Origin of the sequence: Paraburkholderia diazotrophica, assembly GCF_900108945.1 — a bacterium.
GTDB classification, from domain to species: domain Bacteria; phylum Pseudomonadota; class Gammaproteobacteria; order Burkholderiales; family Burkholderiaceae; genus Paraburkholderia; species Paraburkholderia diazotrophica.
Genome location: NZ_FNYE01000020.1, coordinates 55,239 through 71,159 on the forward strand (window position 1 = coordinate 55,239; position 15,921 = coordinate 71,159).

The following is a 15,921-nucleotide window of genomic DNA, read 5'->3' on the forward strand; positions in this document are numbered from 1 at the left end:
GAGTTCTTCAGTTGTCGGAGATAACTATGAGATTCGAGGTGAAGGACATGTCATGCGGCGGATGTGCGAATGCCATTAAGCAGGCCATCATGCGGGAAGACGCCGCCGCCAGGCTGGCTATCGACGTGGCTGGCAAAACCGTTGAAGTCGAGTCGACGGCGTCGCCCGAACGGCTCATGGCAGCAATCGAAGCCGCCGGTTTCCACCCTACGGTGCTTGCCTGATGAACTCCAGCCTTATTCAAATACGTTACCTCTTCGGCGCTCTTGCCGCTGCGCTCCTCGCTAACGCGCCCGCGCGTGCGGAAAACGTCATTGTTCTGAATTCGGGCGACGCGAGCGTGAGCCTTATCGATGAGGCGACCCAGAAGGTCGTCGGCACCGTTCCCGTTGGAAAGGAACCCCATCACCTGATGGCGACGCCAGACAATAAGTCCCTGATTGTCGCGAACTCGGTGGCCAACAACCTCGTCTTTCTGGACCCGAAAACAGGCACCGTTCAAAGATGGATACCAGACATTGAAGACCCGTATCAGCTCGGCTTTTCATACGACCGGAAGTGGTTCGTCACCAACGGTCTACGTCTTGACCGCATCGACATCTATCACTACGACGGCAGGAATTTCTCGCTTGCCAAACGGGTGCCGCTTGCAACGATGCCAAGTCATATGGTTTTCTCGGCCGACAACAAGGTTGTATTCATCACGCTGCAGGAGTCCGGCGAAGTTGCCGCCGTTGACCTCGCGACACAGACGGTCCTGTGGAAAATCCCGGTCGGGAAGGCGCCCGCGGGGCTATGGCTAACCCCTGGCGACAAATATCTCCTGGTGGGCATGACGGGTGCTGACTATGTCGCCGTTATCGACTGGCGCGCACGCAAGGTCGTGAAAACCATTCACACCGACAAAGGAGCGCACAACTTCCGGTCGCTCGCCGATGGCCAGCACGTGCTCGTGACTAATCGCGTAGGCAATACCACCAGCATCCTCGACCAGAACACCCTGATGAACGTCGGAACCATTACGGGGTTGCTGCCAGGGCCAGACGACATGGAGCTGACTCCAGACCGGCGATATCTGTGGGTCACGTTCCGCTTTACCCGCTACGTCGGCGTCATTGACATGAAGACACTGAAACTCGTCAACACCATCAAGGTCGGAAAGTCACCCCACGGCATTTATTTCTACAATCGCGCGCCATTGTTATAGGAACGCACATCAGGGAGGTCGTGATGTACATTCTCAGTGCACTGGGTCACGCCCTGTGGATGTCCTTCACCATGTTCTGGCAGATATTCTGGGGACTCAGCCTGGGATTCCTCTTCTCCGCTGTCATCGAAGTGATGGTTTCGAAGTCCGAGATGTCAAAGCTTCTGCCGGATGACTCCCCGCGCTCCATAACGTTCGCGAGCCTGCTTGGTGCTGCGTCATCATCCTGCTCGTATGCAGCTGTTGCGATGGCGCGTTCCATGATTCGAAAGGGGGCCGACTTCACGGCTGCCATGGCATTCCAGTTTGCCGCAACCAATCTGGTGCTTGAGTTGGGTGTACTCATGTGGGTGCTGATTGCATGGCAGTTCGCCGCTGCCGAATTTCTTGGCGGCCCTATCATGATTGTGGTGCTTGCCCTGCTGTTCCGTTTCCTTGTGCGAGACTCACTGAGGAAGCAGGCTATCGAACAGGCGGAAAAAGGTATCGCCGGCAGCATGGAAGGACATGCCGCGATGTCGATGAGCGAACAGAACGGCACCTGGAAACAACGCCTCACATCGAGAGATGGCTGGACTGCCATCAGCCATAGCTACGTGATGAACTGGGTCATGCTATGGCGAGACATTGGCGTTGGATTGCTCGTTGCCGGCGCCCTCGCGGCATGGGTACCGGACAGCTTCTGGCAGAAATTCTTTCTGGTCAGTCATCCGACCCTCGCCATGATATGGGGCGCCTTCGTCGGGCCACTCATCGCGGTCGCTTCATTCACCTGTTCGGTCGGCAACGTGCCACTGGCGGCCGTTCTGTGGAAAGGTGGCATCAGCTTCGGAGGCGTCGCCTCGTTCATATTCGGCGACCTCATCATCCTCCCAATCCTCAATATCTACCGGAAGTACTACGGCAGGAGAATGACTGCGTTCATGACCATTACGTTCTACATCGCGATGGTTGTCGCAGCGCTTATCGTCGAGGCACTCTTTCAGCTGTTCGGTTGGGTACCCCATCAACGGCAGACCGCAGTTATCGATGCCGAGATTTCATTCAACTACACGACAGTACTGAACATCATCTTTGGTGTCGTGTTCGTGATATTGACGACAGTATTCTTCAGAACCGGTGGGCCCGAGATGATGCGGATGATGGAAGACGGTAAACATGACCATCACGGTACTGGACACGACGCTCCTTCCCATGGGCATCGTTCCCCTGCACAGGGCCGCCACTCCCATCGCCAACATTGACCCCTGAACAAGGAGGTGGACATGCAAACGCGAACTGCAGTACTGTCACGGGCCGTCTGCGCAGCATTGACGCTCGGTCTAACAGCTGGTCCCGCGAGTGCCCAGCAGGCAGCGTCCATGCCAGGCATGAACATGGGTAGCGCCTCGGACGCCGGGTCGTCCGGTTCCACGCAGGCATTCAAGGATGCAGACCAGAAAATGATGCACGGGATGCAGGCGCCGACCTACACCGGTAACGCCGACAAGGACTTCGTCGCGCACATGATTCCGCACCATCAGGGCGCCATCGACATGGCTGAGGTCGAGCTCAAGTACGGCAATGACCCTGAGATGAAAAAGCTGGCGCGCAATATTGTCAAGGCGCAAAAAGAAGAAATTGCGCTGATGCAGCGATGGCAGGCCAAACATGGTGGCAAATAGGCGTCATTTACCCAAGGGTCGATTGATGGTCACTCGTGCAGAATCCACCTCACAGGATGCGCTCGCCGCACCCGCTTCTGCCTCGTTCATCTGTCTGGGGGAAGCTTGCGGCGAGAACGGAGAACTCTTCCAGGAAAGCGTTACGCAGCAACATCATGTGTGAACCGTTCGAAGACGCAGTGCGTTCCCGATAACAGACACTGAACTCAGCGCCATCGCGGCACTCGCGATAATCGGACTCAACAAGATGCCGAGCCACGGATAGAGAACTCCCGCGGCAATGGGTATGCCGACGGCGTTGTAGGCAAATGCGAAAAACAGGTTCTGGCGAATGTTCTTCATCGTCGCCATACTCAGCGAGCGCGCCCGTGCGATGCCTCGAAGGTCGCCTTTCACGAGCACCACGCGAGCACTGTTCATGGCGACGTCCGTGCCCGTTCCCATTGCGATGCCAACATTCGCCTGAGCGAGAGCGGGTGCGTCGTTCACGCCGTCGCCTGCCATGGCCACGATGCGCCCCGACTTTTGCAGTTCCTGAACGTGCCTGTACTTATCTTCTGGCAGGACGCCGGCCTTCACGTCATCGAGAGCCAGCGAACTTGCAACAGCGCGAGCCGTAACCTCATTGTCGCCCGTCAGCATCACAATCCGGACGCCGGACGCTTTCAACTGCCGCACGGCCTCCGGCGTCGTGCCTTTGACCGTGTCGGCGACACCGATATAGCCTGCCAGTTCTCCGTCAATCGCGAGATACATGATGGTTTGTCCATCTTCGCGCAAGCGGTCCGCCTCGCGCTCCACTGACCCACAATCAACGCCCAGGTCCGCCATCAATCGAGCGTTACCCAACGACGCCGCGTGTCCATCGATTTTTCCCGTCACACCTTTGCCCGGCACGGAGTCGAACGCGTCGACCTGAGATGTCGCGGCTCCCGTTTCTTTCGCGAATGTCGTGATTGCCTGAGCGAGCGGATGCTCGCTCGCCCCTTCCAGGCTTGCTGCATAGCCTAGAACGCGGGATTCCTGCGCGGGACTGACCGCGACCACTTTCTGAACGCGCGGTTTGCCCTCGGTCAGCGTCCCTGTCTTGTCGACGACGACGGTGTCAACTTTCTCCATCAGTTCGAGTGCTTCCGCATCCTTGATGAGCACGCCTTCCTGCGCGCCCCGGCCGACGCCAACGATAATCGACACGGGAGTAGCCAGGCCCAATGCACAGGGACAGGCAATGATAAGCACGCTGATGGCGACAACAAGAGCGTTTGCCAGTGCCGGTGCAGGCCCGGCGACAGCCCAGACGAGGAACGCGGCGGCGGCTATGCCAATGACCGCGAGCACAAACCAGCCCGACACCTGGTCGGCAAGTTTCTGGATAGGCGCACGGGAACGGCCTGCCTCTGCGACCATCTGCACGATTCGCGCGAGCAAGGTGTCGGAGCCGACCTTCTCCGCGCGCATCAGGAAGGTCCCTGTCTGATTGACCGTTGCACCCGTCACCTTGCTTCCCGCTACTTTTTCCGCAGGAATCGATTCGCCGGTAATCATCGATTCGTCGACGCTCGAACGGCCTTCCGTCACGACGCCATCCACCGGAATCTTAGAGCCAGGTTTGACCCGCAAAATGTCGCCCGAGACGACCGCTTCGAGAGGAACGCTCTCGTCGACGCCGTCCGGCCTGACGCGTACCGCCGTTTGCGGAGCAAGCTTCAGCAGGTCACGTATCGCGCTCGACGTGCGCGAACGCGCTCGTAGTTCGAGCACCTGGCCTAGCAGAACCAGGGTCACGATGACGGCGGCTGCCTCGAAGTAAAGCGGCAGTTCGTGTCCCCGCCGAAACGCATGCGGCAACGCGTCCGGGAAAAACAGCGCGAACACGCTGAACACATAAGCGGCAGCGACACCCAGTCCGATGAGGCTGAACATGTTCAGCCGCCGGGTCACAAATGATTTCCATCCTCGCTCAAGGAACGGCCAACCGCCCCACAACACCACGGGCGTAGCCAGCAACGCCTGGATGCATTGGGACCATGATGCCGTCATCCAGTGTGGGACATTCGAAAACAGCCCGTCGATTCCTGAATCGATGTCGAACGGCAAAATCATCTTGCCCATCGTCATCAGGAGCAGAGGAATCGACAGAACAAGCCCAACCCAGAACCGCCGGGTCATTGATTCAAGCTCGACATTGCGCTCTTCTGCACCTGTCGGGACGATGGGCTCGAGTGCCATGCCACAAATCGGACAGTTGCCAGGCGCAGACGCGCGTATTTGTGGATGCATCGGACACGAGTAGATAACCCCCGTCTCGGGCCCAGGAACGGTGCTCGTCCCGACTGGCCGGACGTACTTGTCCGGTGCTGCGCGGAACGTTTCCAGGCATTTGCTGCTGCAGAAGTAATACGGTTGTCCCGGGTAGTCGGAATGTCGCGCCGATGCGCTCGCCAGACGCATGCCGCAAACCGGGTCGACCGCGTCCGTCGTTTCCTGCGTACGGTCAGCGTGCCCACTCGCCCCAGGGGCACCGCCGTGAACATGTGTGGGCGTCGAAGTCATCGTGTGCGTCCCGTATTAGCTCAATGAGCCTGCACAGTGCCGTTGCCAGACAGTCGCGGGACGAATCGCGGCGTGTGTGATGCGTACTCTCGCCAGGCTTGACCGAAACGTGCTTCCGAATCCCGTTCTTCCTGGATTGCGAGCCTCACATACATGAACACCAGCACCGGGAACATCACGAGCGTGACAAGCGTTGGCCACTGCAGCAGGAAACCGAACATGATGAGCACAAATGCAACGTACTGCGGATGCCGGATTTTCGCGTAAGCGCCCGTTGTGGCGAGTTGTCCGATGCGTTGCGCCTCGTACAGGACATGCCAGGCTGTCGACAGCAGATAAAACCCGCCCAATATAAAGACGAGACTCAGGATGTGCGGAAGCCCGAAATGCGGGTCGCCATGTCGGCCCGTCATCATCCACCAGAGATGTCCCGAGTCGTGCGACAACAGATTTGCCTGCGGGAAACGGGCCTGCAACCAGCCGGACAGAAGATAGATGGTGAGCGGAAATCCGTACATTTCCGCAAAGAGCGCAACGACAAAAGCCGAAAATCCACCGAAGGTGCGCCAGTCACGCCTGGTCGCCGGTTTGAAGAAGCTGAAGGCGAAGATGATGAACACCAGCGAATTGATGAGCACAAGGCCCCACAGGCCGTAGCCATTACCTATGCTGTTCATGGTTGCCTCCTGAATCAGACGCTCCGTCCTTTCTTGTCGTACCGGTGTGACTGTGTCCGTGACCGTGATGCATGAACAGATGCATCAACGGACAAGACAGCAACAGCAGGTATGGCAACACGCCCAGAAAGTGCGCCCGATGCTCTGAGAAAAGCAGGAACAGCGCGACAGCCGCGAACACCAGCAGCGCAATTGCTGACCGCGATTTCCAGAAGGGGCGCGAAGTATGTGGAGCGTCGTTCATCGTCATCTCCATGAAGGGTCGGGCGTCACTTGGCCGGTACCTGGTCCTGTGTGGACTGACGGTCCATCATTGCCTGCATCATCATCTGCATCATGTCCATGCGCCTCATCATCAGTTCGTCAGCTTGCCCGGACATCGGCCTAGCCTCCGAATCCTGTTTCATCATGTCCATCATGTGCATGCTGCTTTGCATGGACTTCATCTGTTCGTCCATCAGTGCTGCGCGTTGCTCCGGCGTCTTCGCGTCCATCATTTTTTCGTGCATCGCCTGCATTTGCTTCATCTGTTCGTCAATGTCACGAAGCTTCTGTTGGATTTAACGGCGGGCTTGGTGGCCGCCGGGTGATGCGCCTTGTGTTCTGCGTCGCTCGCCTTCTGTTCAGCAGCGACCGCATTGCCGACGCTGCAAGCGACAGAAATCGCAGTGACAGGCGCCAGGCTTTTGAAGAAACTCATGTCGGTCTCCGTAAGCGCGGTTTGACGGGATTCATGCAATTGCTCGCACAAACTGTATTCCCCGCGATGCAGCGCTATTTGACGTGGCTCAACCGCACGATTGAAAGCGGGCGTGCTTTTCAATGCGCGCAGAGTTCCAGTTGTCGCGGCGCACTCAGTGCCATTCGCTTCCCGCTCCCTTGACTTGCGTCAATCGGTTATCAGCCACCGCCGATAGCATGAAATAGCTGTCGTGTGCCATCCGGCACCGTCAATAGGCGAAGGCGTATACCAGGGCGAAGGAGATTTCGCATGAGCAACGTACGGATATGCGCTATCGGTGAACGGGGACCGGTGTGGGTTCTAGCGAACGTCGTCCTCGTTGCCATGGCGTTCCTGCTCACCGGGTGCGGCTACAACGCCATCCAGACTGAAGACGAACAGGTCAAGGCAAGCTGGTCGGAGGTTTTGAACCAGTACCAGCGCCGCGCTGACCTCGTGCCTAATCTCGTCAACACAGTGAAGGGGTACGCCAATCAGGAGAAGGAAGTTCTGACGAAGGTGACTGAGGCTCGCGCCCAGGTCGGCTCTATCCGGACCACTCCGGAGCTACTGTCCGACCCTCAGGCGTTTGCGCGATTCGAATCGGCTCAGGGCCAGCTCACATCGTCGCTCTCCCGTTTGCTGGTGGTGTCGGAAAACTACCCGCAACTCAAGTCCGACGCGAATTTCAGGGATTTGCAGGCCCAGCTTGAAGGAACAGAGAACCGGATTGCGGTCGCACGGACCCGCTATATCAGGGCCGTGCAGCAGTACAACTCCACCGTCAGGTCATTCCCGAACAACCTGACGGCAAAGGCGTTCGGCTATCAGGATAAGCCGAACTTTTCCGTTGCAAATGAAGCTGAGATTTCAAGGCCGCCACGTGTCGAATTCGGGGCGACGCCGGCATCGGCGGGTGGGGCGAACAATTGACCTTCGTTCGCATACTGTTCGTGTTGCTCGCTGCTGCTTTTGCCTGCACCGGAGCCGACGTACGTGCCGAAGTACCCATCCCGTCGCTGACTGCCCGCGTTACGGACGAGACGGACACTCTGACAAGCGACCAGCGCTCTGCACTCGAGCAAACGCTCAAAGACTTTGAGGCCCGTAAGGGAACCCAGATTTCAGTTCTCATCGTCCCAACCACGCAGCCCGAGACAATCGAGCAGTATTCAATGCGTGTGGTTGAGCAATGGAAGCTCGGGCGGCAAAAGGTTGATGACGGCGCGTTGCTGATTGTCGCTAAGAACGACCGCTCGCTGCGCATCGAGGTGGGATACGGCCTTGAAGGTCCGCTGAACGATGCGACCAGCAGCCGGATTATCCGTGAGGTGATTGTTCCCAGGTTCAAGCAGGGCGACTTCTACGGCGGCATCGCCGCCGGCGTTGACAGCATTATCCGTGTCGTCAATGGCGAACCGTTACCAGAACCGGCACCACGTCACGGTGAGTCCGAGGGTATTCGACGGCTACTGCCGGTATTGTTCGTGATGGCAGTCGTCGCTGGTGGCTTGCTGCGCGCCTTGCTCGGCCGGTTGCCCGGCGCCGTTGTGACGGGCGGTATTATCGGCGTGCTCGCGTGGGTTCTTTCCGGCGCAATCGTCGTCGCCGTCGTTACCGGAGCAATTGCACTCATATTGACGCTTGTCGGCAGCGGCATGGGTGCCTCCGTTGGCGGGCGGTACATTGGTGGCGGGTCAGGCGGGTTCGGCAGTCGCTCAAACCGCGATATTTTCAGAGGCGGTGGCGGCGGCTTTGGCGGTGGTGGCGCGTCCGGAAGGTGGTAAACCGTGGACCTGAAACGTATCGTCCGGCATCTTATGATGACGCATTGGCGGGTCAAGGTGGCGTTTCCACAGCGCACCCTGTCGGTCATCGAGATAGCCATTCATGAAAGTCATAAAGCCCACGTCGGCCAGGTGCGGTTCGTCGTCGAGGGCGCGTTGCATAGTGCCGCTCTTTTTGATGGATTGACTGCACGCGAACGGGCGATAGACGCGTTTTCCCAGCTTCGGGTCTGGGACACTGAAGACAACAATGGCGTTCTCATTTACCTCCTGCTGGCAGACCGCGATGTTGAAATCGTTGCGGACAGAGGGATTCATTCGCGGGTTTCGGGTGATGAATGGGAAGCTGTCTGCCGAATGATGGAGTTGGAGTTTCAGTGCGCTAAATACGAGTCGGGTGCCGTACGAGGTATTGAGCAGGTTACCGCACTGCTCAAGAAACACTTCCCGGCGCATAGGCCACCACGAGAAGAACTGCCGAGTTCTCCTATCGTGATGTAGGTCAGCCACTCCATCCTTTGCCAGATTCGGTTCACTGGTACATCCCTCCTTCCAGGGAAATGCGCGCCAGTTCGCGCAGCGCTCTGCGCGCAATTCTATTCCGTTTGCGGCTATTGAAAGAGCAAGCAACGACGATCCTGGTCGCCTGACAGCAATACATTCAACGTCTGCAACGATGCGACGTTCGACAAGACAGCCCGGCGAACATCATGTGCGCGGCGCCTTACCGGGGAACGCGGCGCGGATTTTGAGGAAGAAGTACTCCTCGTCGCGGTATCCGTAAGCACGGCGCCGCTATTGCGATTCAACGACGCTGGCGTTGAGTGGATGGCGACAGCGCGCCAGGATTCCATGCCAGTAGCCTTGCAGGCGCCGGGCAAACAGCTGCAGGGCCGCTATCCCGCTTTGCCGGGCCTGTTAGATCCATTGCTCCCAGGCCTTTTGCGCCCATGCCGGTTTGCGATAGAACCAGAGCCGCTTCAGTTCGTCGCGCAGCACGTAGACGCATAACAACGGCTGGTTGGCGGCCAGCAGTTCCTTCAGATGCACCGACTGTTCGGGCCCGAGGTTGTGGCGGTTGCGCAGCAGCAGCCAGCGGCTGGACTTCAGGACCTTGCGCGCGGGCCGGTCATGGCGAAGCTGGTTGGCCTGATCGACCCGCACCCGGTCAATGACTTCACGCCCGTATTTGGCCACCACATGGAACAGTTCGTAGACGATCTCGGCCTGCGGACACTGCGCCTTGATCTCCAGCTCGTAGGCGGTGGTCACACCGCGCCCTCCTCCTCGCCGCCCTGTGAAATCGCAACAAGCGGATACGTCAGCAGATCGTCGCGTGTGATCGGCCGGTCGGCGATCGGATGGTCGCGATGAAGCAGAACGACGTCCGTCTGCTCCCAAAGCTTCGCCGAGCGAAAGCGTGACGGGACATCGGCGAATATGCCGACCGCGATATCGATCTTGCCGACGTCGATCTGTCCCGCGAGATCGAGCCGCGTCGACGGCCGCACGACCAGGTCCACCAGCGGCGCATCGGCGCGCAGGCGTTGACTGAGCCGTCCCAGTACGAGCGATGTGATGTAGTCGTTCGCGGCCACGACGAACTTGCGCCGCGCGACACTCGGGTCGAACGCATCCACGCCCAGCGCGGCCCTGATTTGCGCAAGCGCCCCTCGCACCTGCACCGCCATGCCGATTGCGCGCACGGTCGGCTCCATGCCCCTTCCTGTGCGCACGAACAGGTCATCGCCGAGCACATCGCGCATCCGCGCCAACGCGTGACTGATCGCCGACTGACTGAGGTTCAGACGCTTGCCCGCGAGCGCCAGATTGCGGTCTTCGAATATCGCGTCGAACACGCGCAACAGGTTGAGGTCGATGCGGTCTGCTGACATGATCTAACTCTCGTGATGAGCGGCTGCGCGTAGCGCGGCGTAACGGCGGCAGCTTGCGCCGAATGCTTCGAAGAGCGCGCGTGATAGCGCATCGCTTTCCATCATCGCTTCCGGATGCCACTGCACACCCAGCGCGAAGTCGTGGCCGCTCAGGCGATACGCCTCGATCAGCCCGTCAGAGGCGCGCGCCTCGATAGTCAGCGATGGCGCGAGCGCCGCCACGCCCTGCCGATGCAGCGAATTCACGCGCACGCGGTGCCCTCCCGCGAGCGAGGACAATGTGCCCGTCGCGATGAGCTCGACGTCGTGCCGGTATCGATAGCGAGTGTGCAGGTCTTCATCGATATCTTCGAGATGGTCTGCGGAGTGCCCTGACGCATGGATATCGGCGTGCAACGTGCCGCCGAAGGCCACGTTCATTTCCTGGAAGCCCCTGCATATCGCGAGAAAGGGCATGCCGCACGCGGCTGCGCCGCGCATCAGTTCCAGCGCGACGTGATCGCGGTCGGGATCGACGAGCATGCCGGCATCGACAGGTCCGCCGTAGCGCTTCGCCTCGACATTCGATGCGCCGCCCGGAAACAGCAAACCGCTCACGCCGTCGAGATACCCTTCGATCGAATCGATGTCTTGAGAGGCGGGAATCAGAACGGGGCTCACGCACGAGCCTGCCATCAACGCGCGGACATAGCTGTGCTTCGCGCTATGCAGATCGTGCTCGCCGACGAAAAAGCGGTCGCATACGACGCCCACCAGCGGCCGGTTTCGATTGGCGTCGTGCATCATGCCGCTCCTTGCGTGACGCGTGGTTCGCCGCTTGCGAGCGTCTTCAGATCGAATTGCGGATCGCCGGCCTGCGTCAGTGAGAGCTGCGCGCCGTTTGCGAGCAGCTTGCGAGCCAGCATGTGATCCTGTGGCCTATTGATGCTATCGACTGCGATGAGTGCTTCGCCGCGAAAATAAAAGAGCGAGAACCGATTGTCTTCAACAGCGCCGCGCACGGCGAAGTCGGTGAAGCCTGCGTTCACGCCCGCCATTTGCAGCTTCAGATCGTATTGATCCGACCAGAACCACGGCAGCGCACGATACGGCTCGGCGCGCCCGACCACGCAAGCGGCTGCCGTTCTGGCCATATCGTTTGCGTTCTGCACCGACTCGATGCGGCGTGCCGGCGAACCGGCAGGGGCCCAATGAGGCACGAACGACACGCAATCGCCCGCGGCCACGATCGCCGGGTCGCTGGTGCGCGCATGCGTATCCACGACGATGCCGCCTGCGACCTTCAATCCGCATTCCGCCGCGAGTTCCGTGTTCGGGATCACGCCAATGCCCACGACAACGAGATCGCAGAGCAGACGCGTTCCATCGTCGAGCTCGACGGAAACCACATCGTAGGTGTCGTGCAGCTTCACCACCTTGCGTCCGAATACGAACGAGACGCCATGCGCGGCGTGCGCGCGCTGCATGAAGGCGGACATCCACGGCGACGCGACACGCGCGAGCAGACGCGGCTCGGTCTCGACAACAGTGACTTCCAACCCGCTCTGACGCAACGACGCTGCCGCTTCGAGCCCGATGTAGCCGCCGCCGATCACGACGGCACGCCGCGCCGTACGCGCGGACTCGGCGAGCCGTCTTGCATCGCGCAGATCGCGAAGATAGTGAACGGCATCGTGCGACGCGCCGTGGCAATCGAGCTTGCGCACGCGCGCGCCCGTCGCCAGCGCGAGATGATCGTACGCGACGCAGGTGCCGTCGTGCAGTTCGACTGCTTTTCTCTCGCGATCGATGCGCATCGCGCGCGTCGACGGCCTCCATTGAATGCGCTCTTCTTCGAAGAACGCCTGCGAACGCAGCGGCAGGCGCTCCTCCGCAAAGCTGCCCGTGAGAAATCCCTTCGACAGCGGCGGACGTTGATACGGCGCGTCGGGCTCATCGCCGAGCAGCACGATATCGCCGTCGAATCCGAGTTCCCGCGCGGACGCCGCGAGTTGCACGCCCGCATACGACGCGCCGACGACCACCAGCGTACGTTTCATGATGTCAGCCCTGCTTCGGCGGAATCTGCACGACGAGGCCGTGCATCGCGGGCATGACGACAAGCTGGCAACTCAGCCGGCTCTCGGGACGACGTTCGGCGGCCACGCCATCGAGCAATTCCAGCTCTGAGTCGTCGGGCGATGGAATCTCCGCAGCGGACGACGCATCGACATAGACATGGCACGTCGCGCACGACAGGCAGCCGCCGCACTCGGCGTCGATGCCGCGCACGTTGTTGTGTATCGCGGCTTCCATCACGCTGGTGCCGGCGGGCACATCGATTTCTCTGCGCTCGCCGTCGCGCAGAATGTAGGTGACGATAGGCATGGCTTCTCTCCTTCGATGGAAACACCATCAGAACGTTTCGAAATACTCCCGGTGTTCCCACTCGGTGACTTCCAGGTTGAAGCGATCGATCTCCGCTTCCTTGAGCTTGCAGAAGTAGTCGATAAACGCGCTGCCACAGCCTTCGCGCAGACATTCGTCGCCGCGCAGCGCGGCGATTGCGTCGCCCAGCGTGCGAGGCAGTGCATCGGCTTGCGTTTCGTACGGCGTGTCGGCCGATGGAGGAAGCGCGAGCTTGCGCCGCAGACCGTCGAGTCCCGATAGCACCTGCGAGCCGAAGTACAGATACGGATTGGCAGTCGGTTCACCGACGCGGTTCTCGATGCGCGTCGCGGGATCGTTCGCGCCGCCTAGCACGCGCAGCATCACGCCGCGGTTGTCGCGTCCCCAGTTCGCGCGGTCCGGCGCGTTCGAGTACGGCCGGTAGCGCCGGTAGCCGTTGATGGTCGGCGTCGACAACGCAGTCGCGCCCTGCGCGTGAGCAAGCAGACCCGCGAGATAGTGCTGGCCGCTTGCCGAAAGTGGCGCCGTGTCGTCGTCGCCGGGCATGAATGCATTCTTTCCATCGGCCATGCGCACGAGCGATTGATGCAGATGCCATCCGCTCGACACCACATTCGGAATCCGCGGACGACACATGAACGTCGCGTGATAGCCGTTGCGCTGACAGATCTGCTTGACGGCGCTGCGGAACAGAACCATGTCGTCGGCGCTCCGAACGCCCTTCGTCGGCGCGAACGTAAACTCGAACTGGCTCGGCCCATATTCGACTTCGAGCGAGCGCACAGGCAACCCGAGTCCTTCGATGCCAAGCCGCAGCATCTCCATTACTTCATCGACGGCGTCATAGCGCAGCTCCGTCAGATACTGATAGCCGTGCGATAACAGTTCGATGTCGGGCGGCACGCCTGGTTGTCCGGCGTGCTCGGGCTTCATGTTCGGACTGGCGACCTTGAAGACATGGAACTCGACTTCGAGTCCGGAGCAGAACTCGAAGCCATGATTGCCGAGTTGCTCCAGCGCGCGTCGGAACAGATGCCGCGTGCCGAACGGCACCGGCCTGCCATTGTTGAAGTAGACATCGCACAGTACCCAGCCGGTATGCGGCGCCCACGGCAATACGCGGAAGGTTTCGGGGTCCGCGATCATCATGGTGTCGCAGGCCCCTTGCATTTCGGGCATGTCGAAGCCGCCGCCCGTCGTGTACACAGGAAACACGGTGCGATGCGACGTATCTTTGGCAAGCAGCGTGGTAGTGAGCGTTACGCCGCTCCTGAACGCCTTGATCGCTTCATCAACGACGAGCGTCTTGCCGCGCAGCACTCCATGCTGATCGGGAAACGAAAAACGAACGACCTGAACGTCGCGCTTCTTGAGGCGTTCCAGCAACTCGGCGTAGGCAGCGTGCTGGTCGTCCGTCCATAAGCCGTGGGTTTCTACGAATGACATGTCGATTCGCGCGGCGCCTGGGCGCCCACGCGCTCCATTGTGGTTTGCAGGATGCGGGTTCAAGCCTTGGGCGCGGGCCAACGAGCAGCGTTGCGGCGCTTCAGGTCGGACTCCTTCCAGTACTCGTCCCAACCTTGCGCCGGTCCAATGCCGTCGATCGACGCGGGCCCCGTCAGGTGCGCGGCCTCGTGTTCGTCCAGCATCATCAGCGTCTTCTCGCCCGCTTGCGTCTTCTCGATCGCGTCCACCAGCAGACGGCGGTACGCGATGATCCCCTTGTCGGTCGTGCCCAGATGCTCGCGCGTGCGGTCCTGAATCGGGCCTTGCGATTCGACGGCCCACTGGTCGTGCACGTTGATGTCGAAGCCCATTCCCGTGTAGGTCTGGGTCAACTGCTCCTTCGAATCGAAACCGTAGTGGTTACGCTTGTTCTTTCGTGATGTGTAGTCGGGCAGTTCATAAAGTTCGAGACGTTGCGCGCGCATCTGCTCCTTGTTGGTTGGCGCACCGAAGCTCGTAAATATCGCGTACCAATAGCAGTTCTCGTCGTCGACGGGCACGTGCCACTGTGTGATCGTCATCTCCGAGTTCATCGGAATCACGAAGGCCTGCGGGAATACGACGTTGGTCACGCGCACGTGCGTCTGCGTGTCGTCGAGCGGGCGCTTCGCGATAAGACGCAATCCATAGTCGGCGGGACTCACGAGAATTTCCGGCGATTCGTATTCACGCAGCACCTTCGTGATCGGCATGTCCGAGTCCGCCGACGCACCGCGAAACTGCTTGCCATAGCTTTCGCTCACGTCTTCGTCCTCAAAGAACCGATGCAGAAATGACGCGTGCGCCGGATCGATACCGACTTCGAGCGCCTGCAGCCAGTTGCATTCGAACAGGCCCTTGAACGCGAACGTGTATTCGCCCGGTGCAGCGAAGCAGTCGAAATTCGGGAAGGCGGGCGGCTCGCCGTTGCCGATATAGGCGAACAGGATGCCGCTGCGATCCACGACCGGGTACGCGCTCTGACGGACCATCTTGCACAGCGTGCTGCCGACGGGCTCGCCGGGGGTCGACAGGCAGGCTCCGTTGGCGTCGAAGAGCCAGCCGTGGAATGCGCAGCGCAGACCGCCTGCTTCGAGCCGTCCTGCTGCGAGGTCGGCGCCACGGTGCGGGCAGTCGCGGTCCAGCATGCCGTAGCGGCCCCGTTCGTCCTTGAACACGACGAAGTCTTGCCCCATCAGCCGCACGGCTTTCACGGGACGCTCGGCGGGCAGTTCCTCGACCAGCGCTACCGGCTGCCAGTAATTGCGCAGCAACCGGCCGGCTGGCGTGCCTTGGCCGACGCGCGTGATCGTCTCGTTTTGCTGCGAACTCATCATGGCTTGTCTCCGGTTGAGTTGAATGCATCTACCGGTTTCGTGTATGCAAACCGGCTGCTGATGAGCACGAAGAATAGCCATAAGCATCCAGATGTTCAATGTATGTATGCAACCTACAGCGTCCCAGCTCGCCGGAAAATCGGCAAATTTACGAGGATCGTCCGATCTATCTGCTTGATTTTTATCTATATTATCTACACTCACCAG

At 60.0% G+C, this 15,921-nt stretch carries 17 protein-coding genes and 2 pseudogenes; 7 read left to right on the forward strand and 12 right to left on the reverse strand.

The features are described 5' to 3' along the window. Positions 1-26 precede the first annotated feature (26 nt). Genes BMW76_RS23555 through copM form a run of 4 tightly spaced genes read left to right on the forward strand, consistent with a single transcriptional unit; the run spans position 27 to position 2,871 of the window. The gene (locus tag BMW76_RS23555) at positions 27-224 is read left to right on the forward strand and encodes a heavy-metal-associated domain-containing protein (protein WP_090869499.1); all 198 of its coding nucleotides are present in this window, start codon (positions 27-29) and stop codon (positions 222-224) included. Further along, positions 224-1,207 (forward strand): YVTN family beta-propeller repeat protein, encoded by a 984-nt coding sequence (locus tag BMW76_RS23560; protein ID WP_245763343.1) that lies wholly within the window; start codon positions 224-226, stop codon positions 1,205-1,207. The genes BMW76_RS23555 and BMW76_RS23560 overlap by 1 nt, the downstream gene beginning before the upstream one ends. 23 nt (positions 1,208-1,230) lie before the next feature. Further along, a complete protein-coding gene (locus BMW76_RS23565) occupies positions 1,231-2,451 on the forward strand; it encodes a permease (protein WP_090869501.1) in 1,221 nt (406 codons plus the stop codon). 21 nt (positions 2,452-2,472) lie between these two features. After that, complete coding sequence (gene copM / locus BMW76_RS23570) at positions 2,473-2,871, forward strand: CopM family metallochaperone (protein ID WP_090869504.1); 399 nt, start codon at positions 2,473-2,475, stop codon at positions 2,869-2,871. A 153-nt stretch (positions 2,872-3,024) separates the two neighbouring features. Here the strand turns inward: copM and BMW76_RS23575 are convergent, their stop codons facing one another. The 5 genes from BMW76_RS23575 to BMW76_RS41950 are packed head-to-tail and all read right to left on the reverse strand — an operon-like array spanning position 3,025 to position 6,801. Continuing rightward, entirely contained in the window at positions 3,025-5,424 is a 2,400-nt protein-coding gene (locus BMW76_RS23575; RefSeq protein WP_090869506.1) for a heavy metal translocating P-type ATPase, read from the reverse strand. Positions 5,425-5,444: 20 nt separating this feature from the next. Further along, positions 5,445-6,101 carry a methyltransferase family protein gene (locus BMW76_RS23580; protein ID WP_090869508.1) on the reverse strand — a complete coding sequence of 219 codons (657 nt, stop codon included), beginning with the start codon at positions 6,099-6,101 and terminating at the stop codon, positions 5,445-5,447. Continuing rightward, the gene (locus BMW76_RS23585; RefSeq protein ID WP_407669014.1) at positions 6,085-6,345 is read right to left on the reverse strand and encodes a DUF2933 domain-containing protein; all 261 of its coding nucleotides are present in this window, start codon (positions 6,343-6,345) and stop codon (positions 6,085-6,087) included. Before BMW76_RS23585 ends, BMW76_RS23580 begins: the two co-directional genes overlap by 17 nt. A 25-nt stretch (positions 6,346-6,370) precedes the next feature. Continuing rightward, the gene (locus tag BMW76_RS41945; protein WP_245763344.1) at positions 6,371-6,628 is read right to left on the reverse strand and encodes a hypothetical protein; all 258 of its coding nucleotides are present in this window, start codon (positions 6,626-6,628) and stop codon (positions 6,371-6,373) included. Continuing rightward, a complete protein-coding gene (locus tag BMW76_RS41950) occupies positions 6,625-6,801 on the reverse strand; it encodes a hypothetical protein (protein WP_245763345.1) in 177 nt (58 codons plus the stop codon). The genes BMW76_RS41945 and BMW76_RS41950 overlap by 4 nt, the downstream gene beginning before the upstream one ends. 366 nt (positions 6,802-7,167) lie before the next feature. Between BMW76_RS41950 and BMW76_RS23595 the strand changes: the two genes are divergently transcribed. Genes BMW76_RS23595 through BMW76_RS23605 form a run of 3 tightly spaced genes read left to right on the forward strand, consistent with a single transcriptional unit; the run spans position 7,168 to position 9,110 of the window. After that, positions 7,168-7,755, forward strand: a complete 588-nt coding sequence (locus BMW76_RS23595; RefSeq protein WP_090869687.1) for a LemA family protein — start codon at positions 7,168-7,170, stop codon at positions 7,753-7,755. A gap of 20 nt (positions 7,756-7,775) precedes the next feature. Further along, the gene (locus BMW76_RS23600) at positions 7,776-8,609 is read left to right on the forward strand and encodes a TPM domain-containing protein (RefSeq protein WP_245763352.1); all 834 of its coding nucleotides are present in this window, start codon (positions 7,776-7,778) and stop codon (positions 8,607-8,609) included. A 3-nt stretch (positions 8,610-8,612) separates the two neighbouring features. Then, the gene (locus BMW76_RS23605; protein WP_177200469.1) at positions 8,613-9,110 is read left to right on the forward strand and encodes a TPM domain-containing protein; all 498 of its coding nucleotides are present in this window, start codon (positions 8,613-8,615) and stop codon (positions 9,108-9,110) included. 207 nt (positions 9,111-9,317) lie between these two features. Here the strand turns inward: BMW76_RS23605 and BMW76_RS23610 are convergent. The 7 genes and pseudogenes from BMW76_RS23610 to BMW76_RS23640 all read right to left on the reverse strand — a co-directional run. Beyond that, positions 9,318-9,881, reverse strand: a pseudogene (locus BMW76_RS23610) (ISL3 family transposase); the annotation flags it as partial. Further along, a pseudogene (locus BMW76_RS23615) lies at positions 9,881-10,504 on the reverse strand (LysR family transcriptional regulator); the annotation flags it as partial. The pseudogenes BMW76_RS23610 and BMW76_RS23615, both read right to left, overlap by 1 nt. Before the next feature lie 3 nt (positions 10,505-10,507). After that, on the reverse strand, positions 10,508-11,290 hold the full coding sequence (locus tag BMW76_RS23620) for a gamma-glutamyl-gamma-aminobutyrate hydrolase family protein (protein WP_407669015.1): 783 nt from the start codon (positions 11,288-11,290) through the stop codon (positions 10,508-10,510). Further along, on the reverse strand, positions 11,287-12,543 hold the full coding sequence (locus tag BMW76_RS23625) for an NAD(P)/FAD-dependent oxidoreductase (RefSeq protein WP_177200470.1): 1,257 nt from the start codon (positions 12,541-12,543) through the stop codon (positions 11,287-11,289). The genes BMW76_RS23620 and BMW76_RS23625 overlap by 4 nt, the downstream gene beginning before the upstream one ends. Before the next feature lie 4 nt (positions 12,544-12,547). Next, on the reverse strand, positions 12,548-12,871 hold the full coding sequence (locus BMW76_RS23630; protein ID WP_090869518.1) for a 2Fe-2S iron-sulfur cluster-binding protein: 324 nt from the start codon (positions 12,869-12,871) through the stop codon (positions 12,548-12,550). A 27-nt stretch (positions 12,872-12,898) separates the two neighbouring features. Further along, complete coding sequence (locus BMW76_RS23635; RefSeq protein ID WP_090869519.1) at positions 12,899-14,338, reverse strand: glutamine synthetase family protein; 1,440 nt, start codon at positions 14,336-14,338, stop codon at positions 12,899-12,901. A gap of 59 nt (positions 14,339-14,397) precedes the next feature. Continuing rightward, positions 14,398-15,714, reverse strand: coding sequence for an aromatic ring-hydroxylating dioxygenase subunit alpha (locus BMW76_RS23640; RefSeq protein ID WP_090869521.1), 1,317 nt, complete (start codon positions 15,712-15,714; stop codon positions 14,398-14,400). Positions 15,715-15,921 lie beyond the last annotated feature (207 nt).